This window comes from Pseudidiomarina aquimaris (assembly GCF_003987395.1).
Classification (GTDB): Bacteria; Pseudomonadota; Gammaproteobacteria; order Enterobacterales; family Alteromonadaceae; genus Pseudidiomarina; species Pseudidiomarina aquimaris.
Genome location: NZ_PIPT01000007.1, coordinates 1 through 21,055, shown reverse-complemented (window position 1 = coordinate 21,055; position 21,055 = coordinate 1). Strand labels below are relative to the sequence as shown.

The window sequence follows — 21,055 nt, the reverse complement described above, 5'->3', positions numbered from 1 at the left end:
ATGCAGTTCCTACTCAGCCGCGGTTTGCTTGGTAAAATCTAAATCGTCGAAGTTAAAACTCCAGTCAGCGTCGGGGTCAATCGGCGCCATCAGCATGCCTTCGATATCCCCGCGCAGTGAACTGGTGAAACGCACGAACGCATCAGCGTGGTGGGTACGATCATCCCAACGCGCAGCGAAAGTATCACCATTTACATGGAATAATTCACCCGCCATACGTTCTGAGCGATGCGAGGTCCAACGCAGTTGGTTATCTTGCCATGTAACACTGACTTGGCCGAACCAGGGGTCGACATATTCACCGACCACTCGAGCAGCTTGCTCTGCAGTTACGGCGCTGGTTTCAGGCTCTTCGAATGATGCGGCACGACGCTGGCTGACTTGCTCACGCCATTCCTGCACCACTGCCAACCAATCACGCTCTGGCGCATCGGTATAGGCCTTGATTAGGGTTTGCATCATCGCTGTGCGAGCATCGCTATGGGAGCGGTTGAGCAGCACCAAGAAAGCGGTGTCGAGCTCAGGGAAGAACGATAAATAAGCGTTCATACCGTGCAGCGTACCGGTATGATGGATACGTAATAAGCCATCGACATCATGCATGCGCCAGCCCAAACCGTAGGCCGCAAAATGTGTGTTATCCCATTCGTACGCACGTGAACCAACGTTCATGATGGTCTGTGGCGACCACATTTCAGCATGCTGCTTCGCACTGATGAGCTGCTTCTGCTCGCCATCTGCGGTCACATACGCACCGCGCGCATTGTGCATTTTCATCCACTTGGTCATGGCTTGCAGGGAGCAACGGATGCCTCCAGCAGGCGCTGAAGTCAGATAATCATCGGCAAAATCGCGACGCACAACGGTAGGTTCTTCGTTTAACCAGCCGTGGGGTTGTGCGATATGCTTTTTATACTGGTCAGGCACGGGGCCGGCAAAGCAATACTCCATGCCGAGCGGACGCATGAGGTTTTCCTCGACGAAGGTTTCCCAGCGCTGTCCAGTAACGCGCTCGGTCAGCTCGCCAGCGATCACATAAAGGATATTGTCGTAGGCATATTGGGTACGAAAACCACCGTCCATCGGCAAATAGCGAAGTCCTTGGAGGATATCCTCGCGGGTGAAGTCATTTGGCGTTGGCCAGAACATTAAGTCACCCGCGCCAAGCTGCAAGCCACTTTTATGGATCAGCAAGTCGCGGATGGTGAAGTTGCGGGTGATCCAAGGGTCTTGTACACGAAACTCTGGAATATGGTCGATGACAGGATCGTCCCAGCTGATTTTGCCCTGGTCGACTAACAAAGCGAGCGCGGCGGTGGTGAAGTTCTTGGTGACCGAGGCTATCTTAAATAAGCTTTTCTCGGTAACTGCCGCAGGTTTGTTCACCTCTTGCACGCCGTACGTACCGGCAAACACCACTTCATCGCCTTCAACAATGCCAACCACCATGCCAGGTACCGTGTAGGCATCCATGACGCGCGCTGCAGTGGCATCGATTTTCGCCGCGGAAATGTTACTAGGTTCAGCGCTCGCTGTGGTACTTAACACCAGCCCAATACCGAGAGCTAAGCTACTGAGCAGCGTTCGTTTGCTATTTGTTTGTTTGCGCATAACCAATGGCATATCGTAAGCCCCTCGTTAAATCATGATAAGACTAGTCACCACGTACAGCACCAGCGTGATCGTGCCAGCGGTGAGCGCGTAAGGTAACTGGGTACGCACGTGTTCCAGCAAGTCGCAGCCAGAGGCTAACGCCGAAACTGCGGTGGTGTCTGAGATAGGTGAACAATGGTCACCGAAGACACCGCCACCCAGCACTGCCGCAAGCAACAATGGCGCTGGTAAGTCGAGTGCGAGAATCATCGGTGCCGCAATTGGGATCAAGATAGCGAAAGTACCCCAAGAGGTGCCGGTGGTGAAGGAAATCAGCGCGCCGGCAATGAATAGCATCGGCGCAATCAAGAATAACGGTAAGAATTCACCGACTAAGCCCGCCAAAAATACACCTGTGCCTAGTTCACGCAAGCTGGCGCCAAGCGCAAGTGACAACAGCACGATAGACACCAGCGGTAGCAATTCACTCATGCCTTTGAAGCCAATATCAACCAGCTGTTGGTGCGTATTACGGCGGCTGAAAATCAGCATAAAATAAGCCACCACACAGGCCAGAACTGTTGCGTAAAGCACTGATTTAGAACCGTCACCTTGGGTGATATCGCCACCGCCGGTACCGAACATGAAGGCGACCATACCGACCACCATCACGGTAAGTGGTACGAGCATATAGCGCGCTTTACTGTTGCTTGGCACATGTTCCGGAATATCTTTATGCTCGACAGGCTTTTCTTCGGTCTTGCGTAGCGGTCCATGCACGCGTCCGCTAAAGGCGGTGTAGAACACGATGATGAGGGTGACTAACGCATAGAAGTTAAATGGGATGGTGCTCCACAAGGTGCTCACACTTGAACCAGGCAGATCTTGTTGATCGAGCATGCCCAGAATGTAAGCACCCCAACCATTGAGCAGAATCAAAATACAAATCGGCGCGCTGGTGCTATCGATAATGTAAGCCAAGCGTGCACGGCTCATGCCCAGTTTTTCAAATAGACCGCGCGACAAAATACCAGCGGTCAGAACGCTTAGGTTCGATTCGATAAACACAAAAATGCCGGTAAATACCGTCATTAAGCTCGCTGACCGCTTGGTGCGGCCTAAGCCTTTCGCTAATAAGGCTTCAACGGTTGCAGCGACACCGCCGGACTCGCGAATATAGGCTAACAGAGCCCCCACCATCAGACTGAAGATGAGAATGCGGGTATTGCCGGCTGAGCCAAACACCGAAATAATGCGTTCAATCGTGGCCACAAACGTGTAGATTAACGGTTCACCGCCTTGCCAGGTTAAAAGTAGTTCGGAGGTAACAATGGCAAGCAAGAGAGCGACAATAACCTCTTTGCGCCAGAACACCACGATAATTGCTACCAATGGGGGTAGCACGGACATCCAGCTCATAAAAGCAACCTTGGTTTTGTAGTTGTAGGTGGATTTTTGCTGACCATATTGCCAACGAGTAATAAATTATTCAATATGGTCTACCGACTTTCATAGATTATGAAGATAAGCGTGCGCCTATGTCTTGTTTACTGAAAATCCGCGCCATGCGTGACGATATGTCGCTTATAGAACGCAAATTAGCTGATTTTATTCTCGATAACACGCATTTATTACGCGACTACTCGTCGCAACAATTAGCTGATGCCATCGGTGTCAGCCAATCAAGTGTGGTTAAGTTTAGCCAAAAATTAGGCTACCGCGGTTATCCTGACCTTAAATTTGCGGTGAATGAAGCGGTGATTTCAGCTTCGAGTCAACAGCGAAGGGTCACAAGTCACCCCTCCCAAGAGCGCTCTATCGCCACTTCTTTCCGCGAACTGCGTGACGCCACCTATGCCGTATTGCAAGGCGTCGCTGACCTAAATGAGACAGAAAAGCTTCAACACGCACTGAAATTACTCATTGCTGCCGAGACCATTCAAGTGGCGGGATTTGGCAAGTCAGCGATTGTTGCTAAGGACTTTGTTCTACGTCTGATGCAAATGGGCAAGGTGACGCTCAGCAGCACCGATCCTGCGCTGCAAATCCAAATGGCGACCACATTGAGTGAGGGCAACGTCTTATTTGTGGTCTCCGATGGCGGGCAAAATAGCGACATTTTGAAAATAGTGCGCCAAGCCAAGAGTAAAGGTGCCAAGGTCATCTCATTGACGCGCTACGGTAATAACCCCACGAGTATCCTCGCCGACATTCCTATCTTCGCCTTAGGTGGCGACACGCACGTGCGCACCGACAGCGTGCTTATGCAACTTGGTATGCAGCATTTATGTCATGTGCTTTACGTACAGATGTGTCAGGCTCTTAAGGTGGATGCGTTGCTGGAAGAAAGCATGAACTCACACAATCTGTTGGACACTAAATAAGTTCTAGCCCAAAAGTAAATAAAAACTATTCCTATTTAGGTATTGATCTATAAATGCGAATCGTTATCATTGGCGCACTTTCTTTTCACAAGAATCAAATTTGCGTCAATAGGATTCCTGATCATGCAAAAATCTCTGCTGAGCCTGGCCATTGCCACTTTATTGGCAAGCCCCGTTTTCGTTCCGCAAGCTGCTGCACAAACCAGCAGTGAGCCGGTAAAAGCCAATGAGCGGATCAAAATTACCGCAACCCGCACCGAACAGACCGCGGCAAGTGTGCCAGCAACGGTCACCGTGATTGATGGCGAAGATCTGCGTCAACAATTGGCCAGTGCCGACTCACTGTCTGACGTTTTGGGTAACTTAGTTCCTGCATTTTCACCGTCGCGACAAAAGCTAACGAGCGCGGGTGAAACCTTACGGGGTCGCGAGCCGTTGTATTTAATTGATGGGGTGCCACAGTCCAATCCTTTGCGTAACGGCTCACGGGCAGCGTACACGATCGATCCACTGATGATTGAGCGCGTCGAAATTATTCACGGTGCAAGTGCCATTCAAGGTTTGGGCGCCAGTGGTGGCATCATCAATATCATCACCAAGTCAGCAACCCAAGGCGCGCAACACGAAGTTACCGCGGGCTTTACTGCGCCCACCAGTGAAACCAGTGACGGCTTAGGTTATCGCGCGGGCTACCTCGTTCGTGCAGCCTCAGGTGATGTTTCTGCTGTTGCTGGCGTGCAATTGCGTAGCACTGGCATGTATGTCGACGGTAATGGCGACTTTATCGGTGTGGATACCGCGCAAGGCGATACCATGGACTCAGAAAGCTATGATGTTTTTGCAAAGTTGGGCTACCGCATTGATGATCTGCAAAGTATCGAAGCGATGGTGAACCACTTCAATATGGAAGGCAATGGTGACTTTTCTTCACTCGGTGGCGACCGCGCAATCGGTGAGCCGACGATTTCTGTGGCAGAACCAACCGCAGGAGATGCGCCACGCAACAAAGTGACCACCGCCACCTTAACCTATCGCCATGCGAATTTACTGGGTGCTGACCTCAACTGGCAGTTATTTTCACAAGACTTTTCTGCGCTCTATGGTGGTGGAACCTATGGTACCTTCCAAGACCCTGCGTACGGCGAAAACTTGTTTGATCAGTCTCGCAACGATTCCGAGAAGTACGGCTCGCGTTTGACCCTGAACTGGCGCAATGTTGGCGACTCGCCGATTGACGTTACCGCGGGGCTGGATTACCTCAATGACACCACCTTCCAAGAGCTGGCACAGACGGGTCGCCAGTGGGTTCCAGAAACAACCTTCAAAAACTGGGCGCCGTTTACGCAAGTGCGTTACCAAGCCAACGGCCTGACTTTAAGTGCTGGCTTGCGCTATGAAGATGGCACTCTGAATGTCGATGACTTCACAACCCTCGCAAGTTACGGCAGCGTTTTTGTCGAAGGCGGTGAGCCATCGTTCAACGAACTGTTACCTAATGCCGGCATCGTCTATGAGCTAAGCAACGACTGGCGCGTATTTGCTAGCTATTCAGAAGGCTTCAGCATGCCCGACGTAGGCCGTGTGCTGCGTGGTATCAGCGAGCCTGGTTTGAGCGTCAACAGTTTCCTTGATTTGCAACCGGTGATTGCGGATAACCGTGAAGTAGGGGTGGAGTACCGTAGCTCGGCAATGACCTTCAGCGCGAGTTACTTTATGTCCGACTCAGATTTAGGTGCGCGCTTACAAGCAGACGCCGACGGCTTCTACAGTGTGCAACGTGAGCGCACTGAGATCGACGGTTACGAGCTGAGCGCAAGCTATGCCTATTCGCCAGACACCAGCTTTGGGGTGAATTATGCCAAGACCAATGGTGAGTACGACAGTGATGGCGATGATCGTGTGGACGCCGAATTAGGTGGTCGCAACATTGCCCCTGAACGCGCCAACCTGTTCTGGGAACAGCAATGGGGCGCTTTAGTAAGCAGCCGTTTGCAGTACAACATGCTGTTTGACCGCGACATTTACAGTGGCGCACAAGCCATCAACAACTTTGACGGCTATGAAACGCTCGACGCACAAATCTTAATTGAGACCATGGATTACGGACAGTTCACGGTAGGCGTCGAAAACCTATTAGATGAATTTTACTTCACCTATTACGCCCAAACTGTGGGTCCTGATTCGCGTAACTTCGCTGGTCGTGGACGGACTGTCAGTGTGAATTGGAGCTATCAATTCTAATGTGGCGTCATGGTTTTGGCCGAGTGCACAAGTGGCTCGGCCTTTCCCTTGCTTTATGGATGGTGCTGGTCGCTTTGACCGGCACTTTGCTGTTATACAAGACCGAACTTTTACAGTTGCAGTATCCGCAACTGCGACTTGTTGAAATCCCCTCCGCAACCGAAGCTGCTGCTGTTTTTAATCGGTTCGATGCAGGCTATGCTTATTTGCCGCGTGCCGACAAACCATGGATCGAAGTGGTGGATGGGGCCGGGACGACCTTCTATTTCGATGGCTCCGGTAAGGAATTGCTCGCGCGTCCGCAGTTAGGTGATTGGGTGTCATGGATGGTCGAATTTCACCACCATTTGCTATTGCACGAACTTGGCAAAGACATCATGGGCATCTTGGGGTTGCTGAGCTTGCTATTAGTGATTGCGGGTGTCGTGCGCTGGTGGCCGCGTCATTGGAGCTGGCGCGTTCTGAGCGTACGTTTTGTGCGACCTGGACAGCGACAGTTTATAGCGACTTTGTGGCAGTTACATCGCAGTAGCGGCGTGCTTTTCCTGGTGCCGATTGCCGTGCTGTTGCTTACCGGCACAGCAATTATGTACGCTGCCTCCGTAAACGCCGGCTTGTCGCAGTTATTGCCACAGAAAGTGCCGCAAAACGTGCCACGGCAGGCAAAGCTACTCCCGCAAACGACTGCGGCCAATTGGCAACAACGATTTGCGATTGCCAACCAGTTCTGGCCGCAGCAAACGCCGCGCTTAGTCTATCTAGCGCCCACAGAGGAAGGCAACTACCGCATGCGCTTGCAACACGCCGACGAATGGCACCCGAATGGTCGTAGCTATTTAGTTTTTGCCTCACAGGGCTCGCTGGTTAGTGCTGATGACGTACGGGCGAAGTCATTGGGTTTTCAGCTATCACAAATGGTCTATCCATTACATATTGCAGCTGTGGGGGGATGGTCCTGGTTAGCAGCGGTGTTGTTAGGTGGTTTGGCGCTAATGCTGCTACCGTTAACTGGCGTTTGGTTTTGGTGGCGTCGTCGCGCGCACCGTTAATCAAGCTCAAGTTCCAACTGTAACTGCTCGTCTGGGTCGGGTAGGGTGATACTAATCCCAATCAGTCGTACGCCGCGTTGCTGGCGGCGCTCCCAAGCTTCGCGTAATAGCTGATAAAACAAGCTCGGAGAGGCTGTTTTAGCGGTCTTGGAAACGGTGGTTTGTTGAAAATCGCTAAACTTTAGTTTCACCGTCTGACTTTTGATCAAAACGTCTTGCCAGCGACTTTTTCCCGCGCGCTTTTGCAATTGCGGAAGCAACACCTCATCGAGAAAGCTTTCTAACTGACGTAAATGCTGAAAATCGTGGCGTAAGGTTTCCTCACAGCCGATACTTTTGCGCGTGCGCTCAGTCACCACTGGGCGTGGGTCGTTACCGGTGCAACGTTGATACAGTAACCAACCCGACTTATCACCTAATAACCGCTGCAGTCGTGTTAGGTCGGCTTGTTGAATATCTTTGCCGAGGTAATAGCCGGCGTTTTGTAGACGCTCAAGGCTCTTTGGACCCACCCCAGGTATGCGCTTAAGGCTCAGCTGACTAAGGTAGGCAACGACCTGATCGGGAGGCACGACAAATTGGCCGTCGGGTTTTTGCTCCTCGCTGGCAATTTTTGCCACCATCTTCTGGCAGCTAATCCCTGCGGATGCGGTCAGCCCCATGTCGCGTAACTGATCGCGTATCGCTGCCATAGTTAACGAAGCACTCCCTTGATATTCTTGGTTGTCGGTTAAATCAAGATAAAACTCATCGATCGATGCAGGTTCAACAATTTCGGTAACTTGACGAAGGACCGCGAGCACTTGTTTGGACAATTCGCGGTAATAGCGATGATCAGGGGCGACAAAATGCAACTGTGGGCATAAGCGACGCGCGTGCGCACCCGACATAGCACTGCGCACGCCAAATTGCCGCGCCAGATAATTCGCGGTGGCAACCACTCCGCGCTCACTGCCACCCCCGACCGCAAAGGGCTTGTGGCGCAAACTAGGGTCACGCAAAACCTCGGCGCTGGCAAAAAAAGCATCGAGATCTAAAAGGGCAATTTTCCGCGTATCATTATTTGCTGGAGAAGACATGCAACGAAATGTTTAACCTTGGACGGAATCTGGCTATAATCGCAACAACTTTGTGAGCGTGCAAGCTCATCGATATGCAACAGGAGTCCACTGTGAACGTATTTAAAGTCGTAAAATCGGGTCGTTTCCTCGCCGCTGCAATGGCCTTTGTAGTCGGCAGCGCGGGTGCCACTATGTTACCGCAAGATAGCAATGAAGACATTGCAAAACGTATCGCGCCAATCGGTCAAGTTCGTACCGGTGACGCTGCAGCTACCGCTGACAGTGGTGCAAGCGCGGGTGGCGCACGTTCGGGTGACCAGATTTATAATACTTATTGTGCCGCTTGTCATACTGGCGGCGTTTTGGGCGCGCCAAAAATTAACAATGCAGCCGATTGGGAACCACGTCTTGCACAAGGCATGGATACCGTATTGAAGCACGCCATTGAAGGCTATAACGCGATGCCTCCGAAAGGTACCTGTGGTGACTGTAGCGATGACGAAATTCAAGCTGCTATCGACTACATGATTGCCGATATCTAGGGCTGAAATTGACAAAATCATGCATCAAAAACCGCTTCGGCGGTTTTTTTGTGCATGTTGTATAACGAACTTAATGGCGAAAAACTCGGCAAAATGCTTTCTTGTAAATAAATGTAAAGATATAATCGAAGGAATGTTTGTTCACAAAAAAACATAAAATAAGATTAAAAAACGAACAAAGAGCTTGCAATAAGCCGATGAGCAACAGCCAAACGAAGAAAGTAGCCAATCCTGAAATTGCGCGCCTGCGCAAGGCTGTTGCACGCCTGAAAAACATTGCTCTGAAGTATCGCCAGTCTGAAGTGGTGCAAAAGGCACTGTTCCGAATCTCTGAACTTGCCTCGTCGGCACGCGACATGTCTGAGTTCTACCCAGCGTTACATGCCATCATTGATGAACTTATGATGGCAAAGAACTTCTATGTTTGCGTCTACGATCATGCCGACGATACCGTGCGCTTTGTCTACTTTGTTGACGAGTATGACGCCATGCCAAGCGATGAGGAATTTCCCGCTGAGGTTCTTCGGCAGGGGCTCACTGGCTATGTCATGCGTACCAGTGAACCTTTTTTGTTAAGTGAACAAAACTTCAATGAACTGGTTGAGCGTGGCGAAATCCGCGACTTAGGCTCACCACCGGTCGACTGGTTAGGGGTGCCACTGCGCAGCGGAGATCGCGTGATTGGTGCGATGGTGGTGCAAAGCTACACCGAAGAGGTGGGCTACACGACGAATGATAAAGAGCTGTTTATGTTCGTCTCGCAGCATATCGTTAACGCCCTAGAGCGTATCCAACAACGTGAATTCATGCGCGAAGAGATTGATCGGCAAACGGCAAACTTACGCGACATTAACCGCAACTTAGAAGAGCAGATTGCAGAGCGTAAACGTGCTGAGAAGCTTTCAGCGGTGTTGTACGCCATATCAGAGTTAACGAATACCTCTGAAAACATGAGTACGTTCTTTTCGCAATTACATGGGCAAATTGGCAAGCTCATGAACAACGACAACTTTTTTGTCGCGCTCTTAGACGACGATCGGCGTCATATCCACTTCCCATATTATGTCGACGAACGTGATCAGCAACTTGTGGATCGCCGCCCGTTAGGCAAGGGAATGACAGAGTATGTGATTAAAACTCAACAGCCGGCTTACATTGACGAAGCGGCTTACAGTAAGTTAGTCAAAGCCGGGGAAGTTGAGGGTCCAACCAAATACTACGGTAGCCGACCGACCCAATGGCTCGGCTCGCCGTTGGTGGTCGATGACGAAGTGATAGGCGTGCTATCGGTGCAAACCTATAAAGACGAGGTCAACTACAAACAAGATGACCTTGAGGTGTTGAACTTCGTTTCCCAGCATGTTGCTGTTGCGCTAGAGCGTCGCCGCAATGCCGACGAAGTGAAGCGCGTGAACGCCTTCCTCGAGAAGAAAGTAGCAGAGCGTACCGAAGAGTTAGTCAACGAAATTGAGCGCCGTAAGAAGATTGAAGAAAAGCTCTTTTACGATGCGCATCATGACACCTTGACCGGCTTACCTAATCGCTCGATGTTCACTGAGCGCTTGCAGCAAGCGCTGAATCAGAAGCGGCGCTTCCCGAGTCATAATTTTGCCGTGTTATTTGTCGATCTTGACCGTTTTAAAGATATCAATGATTCACTTGGACACTCTGCGGGCGATGAGTTCTTACTTGAAGCCAGTCGTCGAATCGGGGAGTGCGTGCGCGATAACGACACAGTAGCGCGACTAGGCGGTGACGAGTTTGTTATCTTGCTGAACCTCATACGGCACATGGACGACGCACGTGAAGTTGCGAGCCGCATCATTGAACATATGCGCAAGCCGTTCGTGTTCGGTGAAACCGAGCATTACTCCGGTGCCAGCGTCGGGATTGCCGAGTGCAAGTCACGTAACGATTCCGCCGAACGTTTATTGCGCGATGCTGATGCCGCCATGTATCAAGCGAAAAGCATGGGGCGTGGCCGATACGTGGTATTTGACGAAAGTATTCACAAAGATCTCGTTGCCTCTTTGCATCGTGAAACTGAATTACGCCATGCGCAGTTTGACCAAGACTTCGTATTACAGCAGTTCGATTTAGTCTCGCTGTCGACACGTCAAGCACGTGCCCGCGAAGTGCTCGTACGCTGGCAACGTGGCGAGCAGTTGCTTACCGCACAAAGTTTTCTGAATGTCGCGGAAAAAACCGGCATGATCTTGCAGCTAGACCATTGGATGTTGACGCGCTGCTGCGAAATCGTGCGTGACGAAGAGCTGCAAATCCCCATTTACGTCAGTCTATCGACCAAGCATCTTTATAAGTTAGCGGACGTAAAAGCCTTACTGGAAATCATCCGCAAGACTGGCGTACGGCCAGAGCTCTTAGTATTTGAGTTTAGTGAGACCGAGCTGAGTGACAATTCAAAACGCCAACTTACTGCCTTGCGAACCTTAGCCGATGCCGGCGTAGGACTCGCTTTGAATGAATTTGGTCGTAGTTCAGGAGCCTTGCAATATTTACTTAATTATCCGTTTACGCATGTCAAGCTTGATCCGCGCTTTGTCAGTGAAACCGCAGCATCGGAGCGCGCTGGGGTAATGGTGCGCAACGTGGTTAACCTTTGCCAGGAACTTGATATCACGGTAGCGGCGGCAGGGGTCGATACTCAGGCGCAATTAACGGCCATACGCAAAGCCGGCGTGCAAATTGGTGTAGGTAAAGAGTTAGGCGAGCCAAGATGGTTACCTGCTCGGGCGAAGCAGGAAGCGATTTAATTTTTGAGGGCGCTGCGCAGCATAGCGAGACCACTCGCTCGTGTTTCTTCTTCTTTTTCTGCCGTCACGGGTGTTTTTCCTTCCCACTCTAAGTCATCCTGCGGTAACTCAAACAGAAAACGACTGGGTTCCGGGCGAATCACGTCACCGTATTGGCGGCGTTCTTTCGCCATCGTGAAAATCAGCGACTGTTGAGCGCGGGTGATCCCCACATACGCCAGGCGACGCTCTTCTTCGACCATATTGTCGTCGATGCTGGATTGATGAGGGAGCAAACCTTCCTCCATACCGACCAAAAACACATGAGGAAATTCGAGGCCTTTGGACGCATGCAACGTCATCAGTTGCACCTGATCGCCAACATCTTCTTCTTCATTGCGTGACATGAGGTCGCGTAAACAGAGTTTGGCAACAGCTTGCTCAAAATTGAGCGGGTCATGCTCATCGTCACCCTTAAGCATCTCACCCACCCAACGTAAGAGCTCGCTGATATTTTTGTAGCGCATTTCCGCGGCAGCTTGGCTAGGGCTTGCTTCGTAGAGCCATTCTTCGTAGCCGATCTCTTTGATTAGATGATAGAGCGCGGGCATCACGTCGCGATTATCGTCACAGCGGCGAGCTGTTTGCCCCATCAAATGCGTGAAAAGCTGCACAGACTGATACTCGCGGCTACCAAGGCGGGTCTTCAGCGCTTGGTGCTGCGCCGCTTCAAGTAAACTGCAGTGCAGCTCGTGAGCCAACTCGCCAATACGTTCGACCGTATGCGGACCGACGCCACGCTTAGGAACATTGACGATACGGATGAAGGCGGTGTCATCGGTTGGGTTCATCAATAGTCGCAAATACGCCATGATATCTTTGACTTCAGCACGCGCGAAGAAACTCTGACCGCCAGTCATACGATACGGAATGCGGTTGGTAAGCAGTGCCTTTTCAAAAATTCGCGACTGATGGTTGCCACGATAGAGCACAGCAAAATGCGAATAAGGCGTGCGTTCTAAGAAGCGACGGCGGACGATTTCAGCGACCACACGCTCGGCTTCATGCTCTTCATTGCGGCCATAAATGACCCGTAATGGCACCCCATACTCCATTTCAGAGAACAACTTTTTGTCAAACACATGCGGATTGTTTTCTATGAGAATGTTTGCGGCTTTAAGAATGCGCCCGTGTGAGCGGTAGTTTTGCTCTAGCTTGATAACTTGCAGGCTGGGAAAGTCCTTTTGCAGCAGCGCGAGATTCTGTGGCTGTGCGCCACGCCATGAATAAATGGACTGATCGTCGTCACCTACCACAGTGAAACGAGCACGCTCACCGACGAGCAGCTTCACCAATTGATACTGTGACGTATTGGTATCCTGATATTCGTCCACCAGCAGATATTGAAACTTCTTCTGCCAGCGCTGACGCGAATGCTCGTTGCTGGCGAGTAATTGGGTCGGCAGCAAGATCAAATCATCGAAATCGAGCGCATTGCAGGCGCGCATGTTCTGCTGATAGCGACGATAGAATTCAGCGAACTCTTCTTCGTCGGGCGTTTTCGCGTGCGACAGCGCCTGCTGCGGCGACAACATTGCGTTCTTCCAGTTGCTGATGGTGCTTTGCAAGCGCTTCAATAGCTCTTTGTCGCCATCAAGTTCAGGTTCAGTCAGGGCTTTTAACAGTGCAAAAGAATCTTGATCGTCGAACAACGAAAAACCTGACTTAAGCCCCAGTTGCCCCACTTCTTTGCGGATGATACTGAGACCAAGTGTGTGAAACGTTGAAACTGTAAGACCGCGAGTATACTGACGTCCGAGCGTTTGTCCCACGCGCTCTTTCATCTCGCGCGCGGCTTTGTTAGTGAACGTGACCGCAGCAATATGGCGTGCTTGGTAATTACACTTGGTAATTAAATAAGCGATCTTTTCGGTGATCACCCGCGTTTTACCGCTACCAGCGCCGGCTAATACGAGAACGGGGCCGCTTATGGCTTGCACGGCTTCTTGCTGGCGCGGGTTAAGCTGCATGAGGTTCCTTTGGGTTATCAACAGAAGGTTATCAACAGAGCCTAGTGGCTGAACGACAGAACAGCAGATTTTAGCGCAAACTCCTGCTAAGCTAAAAGACTATTCCGACATTCGCCCTAGGAGTTTGAAATGGATGCGAAAAAAATTGAAGACATCGCCAAGCAAATCAACGACAGCATTCCGTCTGGCGTAAAAGACTTCGCTGGCAACATAGAGCAGCGGATTAAAACGATTCTGCAGCAGCAATTAGGTAAACTCGACGTGGTCACCCACGAAGAGCTCGACGTCCAACAGCAACTTTTGTTGCGCTTGCGTCAACGCGTAGAGCAGTTAGAGCAGCAGATCCAGCAGCTGCAGCAAGACGCGAATAGCAAAGATTAATTTTAGTTGCGGCAAGTGACCCAATCAGCACTGAGCTGCAACTCTGGCGCCGGTGGTAATTTCGCTGCGGCAGCGGCAATTTTCTGGCGATAGTCGGCAAACGTAAGTTCGCTATCGAGCAAGGCATTGACGTCGCGCTGCATAAAATACGCGCGGCGGCCGACTGCATATAACCCCGATTCTTTGTCGGCACGCAACAACGCGGTCGCATTGCGACTCACGGCATCGGCGCAACAGGCTTGGACCGCATTGCGGTAATTACGAATCATCGAATCAGGCACTTTCATTTCTTTGGGGTTGCTGGAAAACCTGCGTAGAGCTTCTATTTCTTCATAGGTTTCTGCGGTAATCCCCAGCACTTTGTCCAATAACTGTAAGGTGTCTTGCGCTAAGTAATAATTGAGTGCTTGCATACGCTCGGCAGCGACACGTTTTTCGTCTGGGCGAAAGCGATCTTCGCGGTCGAGGCTACGCCACGTTTCATTTAAAAAGCGCATTTGCTTCGGATCGGGCTGCGCGCTATCGAGGGCCGCTAAGGTGTCGGCAAACTCGCACACTTGCGGTTGCGAATAGCGCACCACTGAACGGTTTTGCTGTTCACCACAACCACTGATGGCAATGCTAGTTAACACTGCAACTAGCCATATTTTCCCGCGCATAACCTAGCCCCGAATTAAAGAAAAGCGTACTCTATCAATAAAGTTAGCTCAGTGATACACGAAACACAAAAGGTGAAAACATGGCCCAATGGATGACTGGCGAAGTCGTTGAGAACTATGCGTGGAATAACGAGCTTTTTAGCCTGCGCGTCAAGGTTCCTGAACCTTTTGAGTTCATCGCCGGGCAATTTGTACGTTTAGGCCTGCAGGAGGGCGAGCAACGCTTCCAGCGCGCCTACTCACTGGTCAACGGCCCGCAAGAACCGATTCTCGACTTTTTAGTGAACCGTGTGCATGACGGTGAGTTTTCACCTAAGTTGCATGACTTGCGCGCTGGGCAAGAAATTCAAGTCAGTCAGCCGCCAACTGGATTTTTTACGCTAAACGAAGTGCCGGAAGGCGACAGTTTGTGGCTTATTTCTACCGGTACCGGGATTGGCCCATATTTATCGATGCTTAGCACGAAAATCCCGTATGAGCGCTTTAAACGTATTCACCTGATCCACGCCGTCCGTTACGCCAACGATTTAGCCTATCAAGCGCAAATCCTCGATTGGGTAGCCGCGCACCCAGGGCAGCTCTCATACCAACCTGTCGTCAGCCGCGAGGATTCGACGGGGGCATTGCGTGGTCGCATCCCGGCATTGATCCTTGATGGCCAACTCGAGCAAGCGCTCGGCGACAAGTTGGATACAAATGCTCAGGTAATGCTTTGCGGCAATCCCGACATGATCCGCGACGCGAAGCAGGTACTCGCCGATAAAGGCTTACCGAAAAACTTACGGCGTAAGCCGGGGAATGTCACGGTAGAGCACTACTGGTAAGCGCTATAGCGAAACAATCTAAGTTAGAAAGATTGGTTCGTTCATAAATTGCCCGCAGCGGCCTATAGTGAGATGCGTCACGAAATGATACGTGACGACAGGCAACGATAGGAGCGCTTATGCACGCTGCGACATTACCGATTATTTCAATGACATCGCTGGATTCTGCTGAAGGGCTGGCGCAATTGCGTTATGCCGCAAGTGAGGTGGGCTTCTTCTATCTTGTTGATCACGGCCTGGACAGCGATCAACAGCAGCAGTACCTTACGCTCAGCAAAGAGTTCTTTCAGCTTTCAAATGCTGACAAGCAGCAAGTTGATATGATTCATTCGCCGCATTTTCGCGGCTATAACGCGGTCGGTAGTGAGATGACCGCAGGTCGACTCGATGCTCGCGAGCAATTTGATTGGATGAATGAAGAGCCAGCGCTGGCGACGAAAGATCTGCGCTATCCGTGGCAAAAACTTATCGGTCCCAATGTGTGGCCAACCGCAATGCCAGCACTCAAGCCTGCGCTTTTACAGCTTCAGCAGGACATGAGTCACATCACCGTAAATCTACTTCAGAAGCTCTGCGAGTCGTTGGGTGTTGAACGTAACGCGCTCGATGCGACCATCGGCGAGCAACCCTATACTCATGCCAAACTTATCCGCTATCCAGCCCAAGAAGCTGTTCAGCAAGGGGTGGGCGCGCACAAAGATCCAGGTTATCTGACCTTAGTCATGCAAGACGGCCAGAGTGGCCTGAAGGTGGAGCGTGGTAACGATTGGATTGACGTGAAACCTATTCCTGGCGCGCTTGTCGTCAATATTGGCGAGCTCCTAGAGCTGGCCTCCGATGGTTTCTTAAAAGCCACTAACCACAAAGTGGAAAGTCCTACCCAAGGCGTTGAGCGTTATTCGATTGCCTTCTTTATGGCGGCGCAGCTTTCGGCAACAGTGCCGGTGCTCAGCCTTCCAGCGGAACTTAAAACGCGTGCATCGGGCCCGACGATTGACCCCAACAATCCGTTGCTGACAGACGTAGGGAATAACGTGTTAAAAGGGCGCCTACGCTCGCACCCGCATGTGACCAAAAAGCACTACTGCGACAAACCATTGCGTCACCTCCTAGCGAAAAGTTTCGCACAATTGCCTACCGCTGATATCTGTGACGAGTGTCGGGTTTGAGAGCTTGAGTCTGCTCGCTTTTTACCTGCGTTGAGCATTCTTTGCTTATTCCATTGAATCGCGACACGCTTGTTGAGACAACTTAACGACCCCAACCTCATAACAGCTTATTCAATAGCTCTGTAGTCCCCGTCGGGTTATTATTCGTGAAGGCATAACCGTACCCTATGCACAGCTCTGGCTCGCAAAGCTCTCTTAACTCCTCCATTAGCTGGTCAATATAGTCTTGAAGCGGATCCTCTTCACTTGGTGGAGTAGTGTTGTCGTCCCCTTCCGTAAAAAATAAAGGAGTTATGCTAGTGCTTTCTAGTGCTTCATCTTGGCCGTTTAACTTTTTTTTTGAAACGCTGCCACTAACGACCTTGTAGTCGACCCCGAACTGTTTTAATAATTTCATGAATTCAGCTTTGCTAACGCGCACATGCATGGATTTGCAAAAGAGCTGAGTTTTTGCGGCTGGATCGAGGTCGTAAATACAGAAGTCATAGATGATTTGCTCAAGTTCAGATTCGCTATCCGGGTATCTCATCGCTAATGTAAAATGATGAGTTTCAGACGCATAGTAATAGCTAACGACCTCCGCCAGATCCAACGGAAATTGTTCTGGTGTATTTCTGTAGGTGGCAAGTTCGTACAGGTCTATTTTTTGACTCAGGCTAGCGTCAGTTGTTTCGGTTGCGCGATTAGGATCAGCATTAAACTGTAAGCCCCACTTCCCATTTGTCATCGTCACCACTTTAACTACTTTTGACGCTGGTTGTACTTGGTCTGCAACGTTGAATAGCGGAGATGCAAGGGTTTTCAAGCTGAAGGATAATAGCCCAGCAGCTAAGATAAGATAATGTTTATTATAGTAAGCAGACACCTAGGTAAACTACCTGTTAAAAATTAGTTGAAATGCTAAAGTATCCATGGTTCTACGCAATGTCAATAAAACACATCTCTAACACTTCTTCTTGAACTTTCAGGAACCTGCGGCCTCTGCCTCCGGAGGGCAGTCACCGTTACCGTGGTAAATTGACAAAGCTGGGCGTGGTAGGGGCTCAAATGGTGTTGCTGTTTTTTCTTTCTATAAAATATTCGTCCTTTTGAGACCATTTAACGACAAAACTGGTCACAGAACACCTCCCCTATAACCCACTATTTTTGACCTTTGCCTTGCGACAAAAAATCTCAATCATCGACCTAAAACCTGAGTCTTGAGGTAAAAAAATCCTACCAAGTGTGAATCAACAGTTGATTTGTTTTTTTGTGATGTTACTTGTTACGTTAGTTACCAAATAAATTAACAATAAAACTTAGCAACGATGGCTTGGGTCGCCCTTTAACGGTGCGCAATAACGGCGCACTGTTGGCTTCAAGCATGAGTTATCATGCGAACGGCAGTCTAGCTCAGGCTGTTTACGCTAACGGTCATCAGTTTACACAAGCACTGAATGCACGCGGCTTACCGCAGCAGCTTTATGTAAGCGATGGCGCACAGATCGCGCTTGACCAGTCCATGACGTACGATGCGCGAGGCAACTTAACCCAACTGACCGACGCCGCGGTGCCGAGCAATTCACGCGCCAATAGCTATGACGGACTCAGTCGCTTGGTTAGCGCCAGTGGTCTGTGGGGAAGTGGCAGCTATACCTACGATGCCCTAGGTAACCTGCGCCAGAAACAGCTCGGTTCGCGTACGGTCGGCTTGAGCTACAATAGCGTGAACCGCTTAGTGACAAGTGACGACTCTGGCGCTTCTGGCTTGCGCAGCTTTAGCTACGACAGTCGCGGCAATGTCACCGCCGCCGGCGCCTTGCAGTTTAGCTATGATGCTGAGAACCAGCCTATTGGCGTTAGTGGCAGTAGTAGCGGCAACTATGTTTACGATGGCAATCTTAAACGCGTCAAACAAACTGTAAATGGCGCGACGATATACAACGTCTACGACCAAGCCGGCCAGCTAGTGTATGTCGATAAACGCGATGCTGGCAAAAGTACGGATTACATTCACGGGGCACAGGGCACGTTAGCACGCATTACCAATAACGCCGTGACGTATTTACATCACGACAGCCTTGGTAGTGCGCAAAGTGGAACGGACAGCAGCGGTGCGATCCTCTGGCAGGAAGCCTACACGCCTTACGGCGAAGCACTTAATGACGTCTCTGCCAATCAAGACTTAGCTGGCTTTACCGGGCATATTAAAGATGATGCGACCGGCTTGAGTTATATGCAGGCACGATACTATGATCCAGTGATTGGGCGGTTTTACAGCAATGATCCCGTTGGCTCTATTGGTCACCTAGTAAGCCTCCAAGGTGTTCAAGGGTTTAATCGTTATACCTATGCGAATAACAACCCATATAAGTATACTGACCCTGATGGTAGAGAGATTAAAGTACAATGGCATGAAGTAGCCTTCGGCCACTCTCATACCTTAATCAGAATAAAACCTGACAACCAGAACGGATTAGATAAAAGCATATTCTCAAATTTTGACTCTGATGGAAAAAGATATGCCACATTAGGAGCAGGCCCAGAAGGATTTCTGGGTGAAAATTTAGTTAGTAATATCAATAGAGAGGCAGATGCTGCACCTCACTCTGGCGGCTTAGATGTTAAGGTTCCTAGCTCGTTTAAGAATGAAGATGAGTTTATTGATAAACTTTTCGAGTTAGATGGAAATTATGACGATAAGGCTGACTATGACTTTTTCCCGAGTAGTTCGGAAGAGGGCAATAACTCAAATTCTTATGTTTCAGGAATCTTGAAGGCAGTTGGAGCAACTCCGCCTACCCCTACCGTATCGACACCAGGGTATGACAAGCCACTCGATAAAAAAGAGTTTGAAAAACCATGAGAATTTTAAGGTATCCGATAACATTATTAACAGCTTTCGGCGCGATCGGTAGTTACATTGTCAAGGTTACTGAAATGCAGTACGACGATTCAATTTTCTCCCTAGCCTTTTTGATTCTAACTTGGTGCTTGTCTGCTCTTATAGGTCTTTCTGAGCAATTCCTTGTAGCTCTTAAAATTGAGTCACTAACCACCAATACTTATTGGCTTTCGTACATTTTTGGTGTAGCTATTGCCTGTATATTAGATGTCAAATTGATCAGTAAGATCTTTCGAACAAAAAAATGACTGCTCCCCGAGACGGAGAGCTACAGGGGCGATCAATTTGGAGACTACAAACATACTAGTAAACAAGATAAAGCTGCGACATATGGACAAGACAGTCGAGCATACTATATCCGTATAAGTGGACAATATTGGTCAGAAAGTCTGCATTTTAGTCCGGCGCAACCAAATAGTTGAAATATTAAAGAAGCTATAAAGAGTCATGTGAATTGGGCAAAGAATGAGAGGTAAAGTTATGAAAAGTCTTTTCGCGTCAATTTTAATTTTGATGACTGCCTCTACTTGTGCGAGCGCTAAGCTGTATCCTTATTGTAATGTCTTCATCGGGACAGCTTGCTTTGGAATGAAATCTGGTGATGAGTATAAGTATACTTCTCAAGTGGACTTTAGCTTTTATGAAATAAAACTTAGTAGTGAAGATGAGGTTAATATTTATTTGGGGTATCACCCTGCTTCTTTTGATTATGAAGGAGCCTATCTTTCAAAAGAGAGTGTCAATGGTTATTTAGTTTCAGCGTTGAAAGTTGATAACCAACATCATCGAATTTTGATCGAGCCAGCGGACAGCAGAGTCCCGTCCGTTGATCTCAATATTTCTATGTCCTCTGATGATAAAGTATTGATAACCGAGTTTATTAAAAGTTTTAGAAGCTGCACGAGGACAAAGCTCGAAACTACCTGTAAGGACAATATTTTACTCCAAAGTGTAGTGCTGTAATTTTGAATTCAAAGCTTCGCCCTCGCGGGGCCTGTCACAAAAAAAGAAATCTCATTGAAAATATGGTGTTATTTCAGCGGAAAGGTCAGTTTTTGAAACTCAAAAAGGCCAAATTTAACCAGGAAGGCAGCACAGTCTCGCTTCTCGTCTGTCACCAGCCCTTTTTTGAAAAAAGTTCCTTAATCGCTTGATTCTCAAGACTCACATCGGCGAACATCCGCTTGAGCTTGGCGTTTTCCTCTTCAAGCTCTTTAATGCGCTTCAGATCGGAGGCACTCATACCGCCATACTTCGACTTCCAGTTATAATATGTCGCAGAGCTAATACCATGTTTGCGACATATCTCTTCAACCTTGCGACCTTGCTCTGCTTCATTAAGGATCGAAACAATCTGCGTTTCGCTAAATTTTGATTTTTTCATTTTCGTCTTCTGAGGGTTATCATCTCAGAAAACTCTAATTAAGTCTGTGTCAGTTTAGGGGAAGTGGACACTTTCAAGATGGGCGACTTGAAGAGGCTTTT

General features: G+C 49.5%; 16 protein-coding genes and 1 pseudogene. 10 read left to right on the top strand and 7 right to left on the bottom strand.

Going from position 1 to position 21,055, the window contains the following annotated elements:
* Positions 1–9: 9 nt before the first annotated feature.
* On the bottom strand, positions 10–1,623 hold the full coding sequence (locus tag CWE21_RS09380; RefSeq protein ID WP_126834187.1) for a serine hydrolase: 1,614 nt from the start codon (positions 1,621–1,623) through the stop codon (positions 10–12).
* A gap of 15 nt (positions 1,624–1,638) precedes the next feature.
* Positions 1,639–3,012, bottom strand: a complete 1,374-nt coding sequence (locus tag CWE21_RS09375; protein ID WP_126834186.1) for a Na+/H+ antiporter NhaC family protein — start codon at positions 3,010–3,012, stop codon at positions 1,639–1,641.
* Between the two features lie 119 nt (positions 3,013–3,131).
* Between CWE21_RS09375 and CWE21_RS09370 the strand changes: the two genes are divergently transcribed.
* The 3 genes from CWE21_RS09370 to CWE21_RS09360 all read left to right on the top strand — a co-directional run bounded on the left by CWE21_RS09370 (position 3,132) and on the right by CWE21_RS09360 (position 7,267).
* Positions 3,132–3,977, top strand: coding sequence for a MurR/RpiR family transcriptional regulator (locus tag CWE21_RS09370; RefSeq protein ID WP_126834185.1), 846 nt, complete (start codon positions 3,132–3,134; stop codon positions 3,975–3,977).
* 123 nt (positions 3,978–4,100) lie between these two features.
* Positions 4,101–6,218, top strand: a complete 2,118-nt coding sequence (locus CWE21_RS09365; protein ID WP_126834184.1) for a TonB-dependent receptor — start codon at positions 4,101–4,103, stop codon at positions 6,216–6,218.
* Positions 6,218–7,267 carry a PepSY-associated TM helix domain-containing protein gene (locus tag CWE21_RS09360; RefSeq protein ID WP_126834183.1) on the top strand — a complete coding sequence of 350 codons (1,050 nt, stop codon included), beginning with the start codon at positions 6,218–6,220 and terminating at the stop codon, positions 7,265–7,267. Before CWE21_RS09365 ends, CWE21_RS09360 begins: the two co-directional genes overlap by 1 nt.
* Here the strand turns inward: CWE21_RS09360 and dinB are convergent.
* On the bottom strand, positions 7,264–8,346 hold the full coding sequence (gene dinB / locus CWE21_RS09355; protein WP_126834182.1) for a DNA polymerase IV: 1,083 nt from the start codon (positions 8,344–8,346) through the stop codon (positions 7,264–7,266). The two genes, CWE21_RS09360 and dinB, sit on opposite strands and share 4 nt — an antisense overlap.
* A gap of 140 nt (positions 8,347–8,486) precedes the next feature.
* On the opposite strand from dinB, the gene CWE21_RS09350 reads away from it, so the two are divergent.
* Together CWE21_RS09350 and CWE21_RS09345 are read left to right on the top strand one after the other, a co-directional pair.
* Positions 8,487–8,870 carry a c-type cytochrome gene (locus CWE21_RS09350; RefSeq protein WP_126834359.1) on the top strand — a complete coding sequence of 128 codons (384 nt, stop codon included), beginning with the start codon at positions 8,487–8,489 and terminating at the stop codon, positions 8,868–8,870.
* A gap of 197 nt (positions 8,871–9,067) precedes the next feature.
* Positions 9,068–11,644 carry a sensor domain-containing phosphodiesterase gene (locus CWE21_RS09345; protein ID WP_126834181.1) on the top strand — a complete coding sequence of 859 codons (2,577 nt, stop codon included), beginning with the start codon at positions 9,068–9,070 and terminating at the stop codon, positions 11,642–11,644.
* On the opposite strand, the gene rep is transcribed toward CWE21_RS09345, so the two are convergent.
* Positions 11,641–13,653, bottom strand: a complete 2,013-nt coding sequence (gene rep, locus CWE21_RS09340) for a DNA helicase Rep (RefSeq protein ID WP_126834180.1) — start codon at positions 13,651–13,653, stop codon at positions 11,641–11,643. The genes CWE21_RS09345 and rep overlap by 4 nt on opposite strands.
* Before the next feature lie 129 nt (positions 13,654–13,782).
* On the opposite strand from rep, the gene CWE21_RS09335 reads away from it, so the two are divergent.
* Positions 13,783–14,034, top strand: coding sequence for an accessory factor UbiK family protein (locus tag CWE21_RS09335; protein ID WP_126834179.1), 252 nt, complete (start codon positions 13,783–13,785; stop codon positions 14,032–14,034).
* 2 nt (positions 14,035–14,036) lie between these two features.
* Here CWE21_RS09335 and CWE21_RS09330 read toward each other — a convergent pair whose 3' ends face one another.
* Entirely contained in the window at positions 14,037–14,666 is a 630-nt protein-coding gene (locus tag CWE21_RS09330) for a hypothetical protein (protein WP_126834178.1), read from the bottom strand.
* 107 nt (positions 14,667–14,773) lie between these two features.
* Here CWE21_RS09330 and CWE21_RS09325 point away from each other — a divergent pair, with 107 nt between their 5' ends.
* Both CWE21_RS09325 and CWE21_RS09320 read left to right on the top strand, forming a co-directional pair.
* Complete coding sequence (locus CWE21_RS09325) at positions 14,774–15,517, top strand: ferredoxin--NADP reductase (protein ID WP_126834177.1); 744 nt, start codon at positions 14,774–14,776, stop codon at positions 15,515–15,517.
* 119 nt (positions 15,518–15,636) lie between these two features.
* On the top strand, positions 15,637–16,686 hold the full coding sequence (locus tag CWE21_RS09320) for an isopenicillin N synthase family dioxygenase (RefSeq protein ID WP_126834176.1): 1,050 nt from the start codon (positions 15,637–15,639) through the stop codon (positions 16,684–16,686).
* Between the two features lie 97 nt (positions 16,687–16,783).
* Here CWE21_RS09320 and CWE21_RS09315 read toward each other — a convergent pair whose 3' ends face one another.
* Positions 16,784–17,551, bottom strand: coding sequence for a hypothetical protein (locus CWE21_RS09315; RefSeq protein ID WP_126834175.1), 768 nt, complete (start codon positions 17,549–17,551; stop codon positions 16,784–16,786).
* A gap of 447 nt (positions 17,552–17,998) precedes the next feature.
* Between CWE21_RS09315 and CWE21_RS09310 the strand changes: the two genes are divergently transcribed.
* Both CWE21_RS09310 and CWE21_RS09305 read left to right on the top strand, forming a co-directional pair.
* Entirely contained in the window at positions 17,999–19,531 is a 1,533-nt protein-coding gene (locus CWE21_RS09310; protein ID WP_126834174.1) for an RHS repeat domain-containing protein, read from the top strand.
* Positions 19,532–20,050: 519 nt separating this feature from the next.
* Positions 20,051–20,533, top strand: a complete 483-nt coding sequence (locus CWE21_RS09305) for a hypothetical protein (protein WP_126834173.1) — start codon at positions 20,051–20,053, stop codon at positions 20,531–20,533.
* A 119-nt stretch (positions 20,534–20,652) separates the two neighbouring features.
* Here CWE21_RS09305 and CWE21_RS09300 read toward each other — a convergent pair.
* Positions 20,653–20,954, bottom strand: a pseudogene (locus CWE21_RS09300) (transposase); the annotation flags it as partial.
* Positions 20,955–21,055 lie beyond the last annotated feature (101 nt).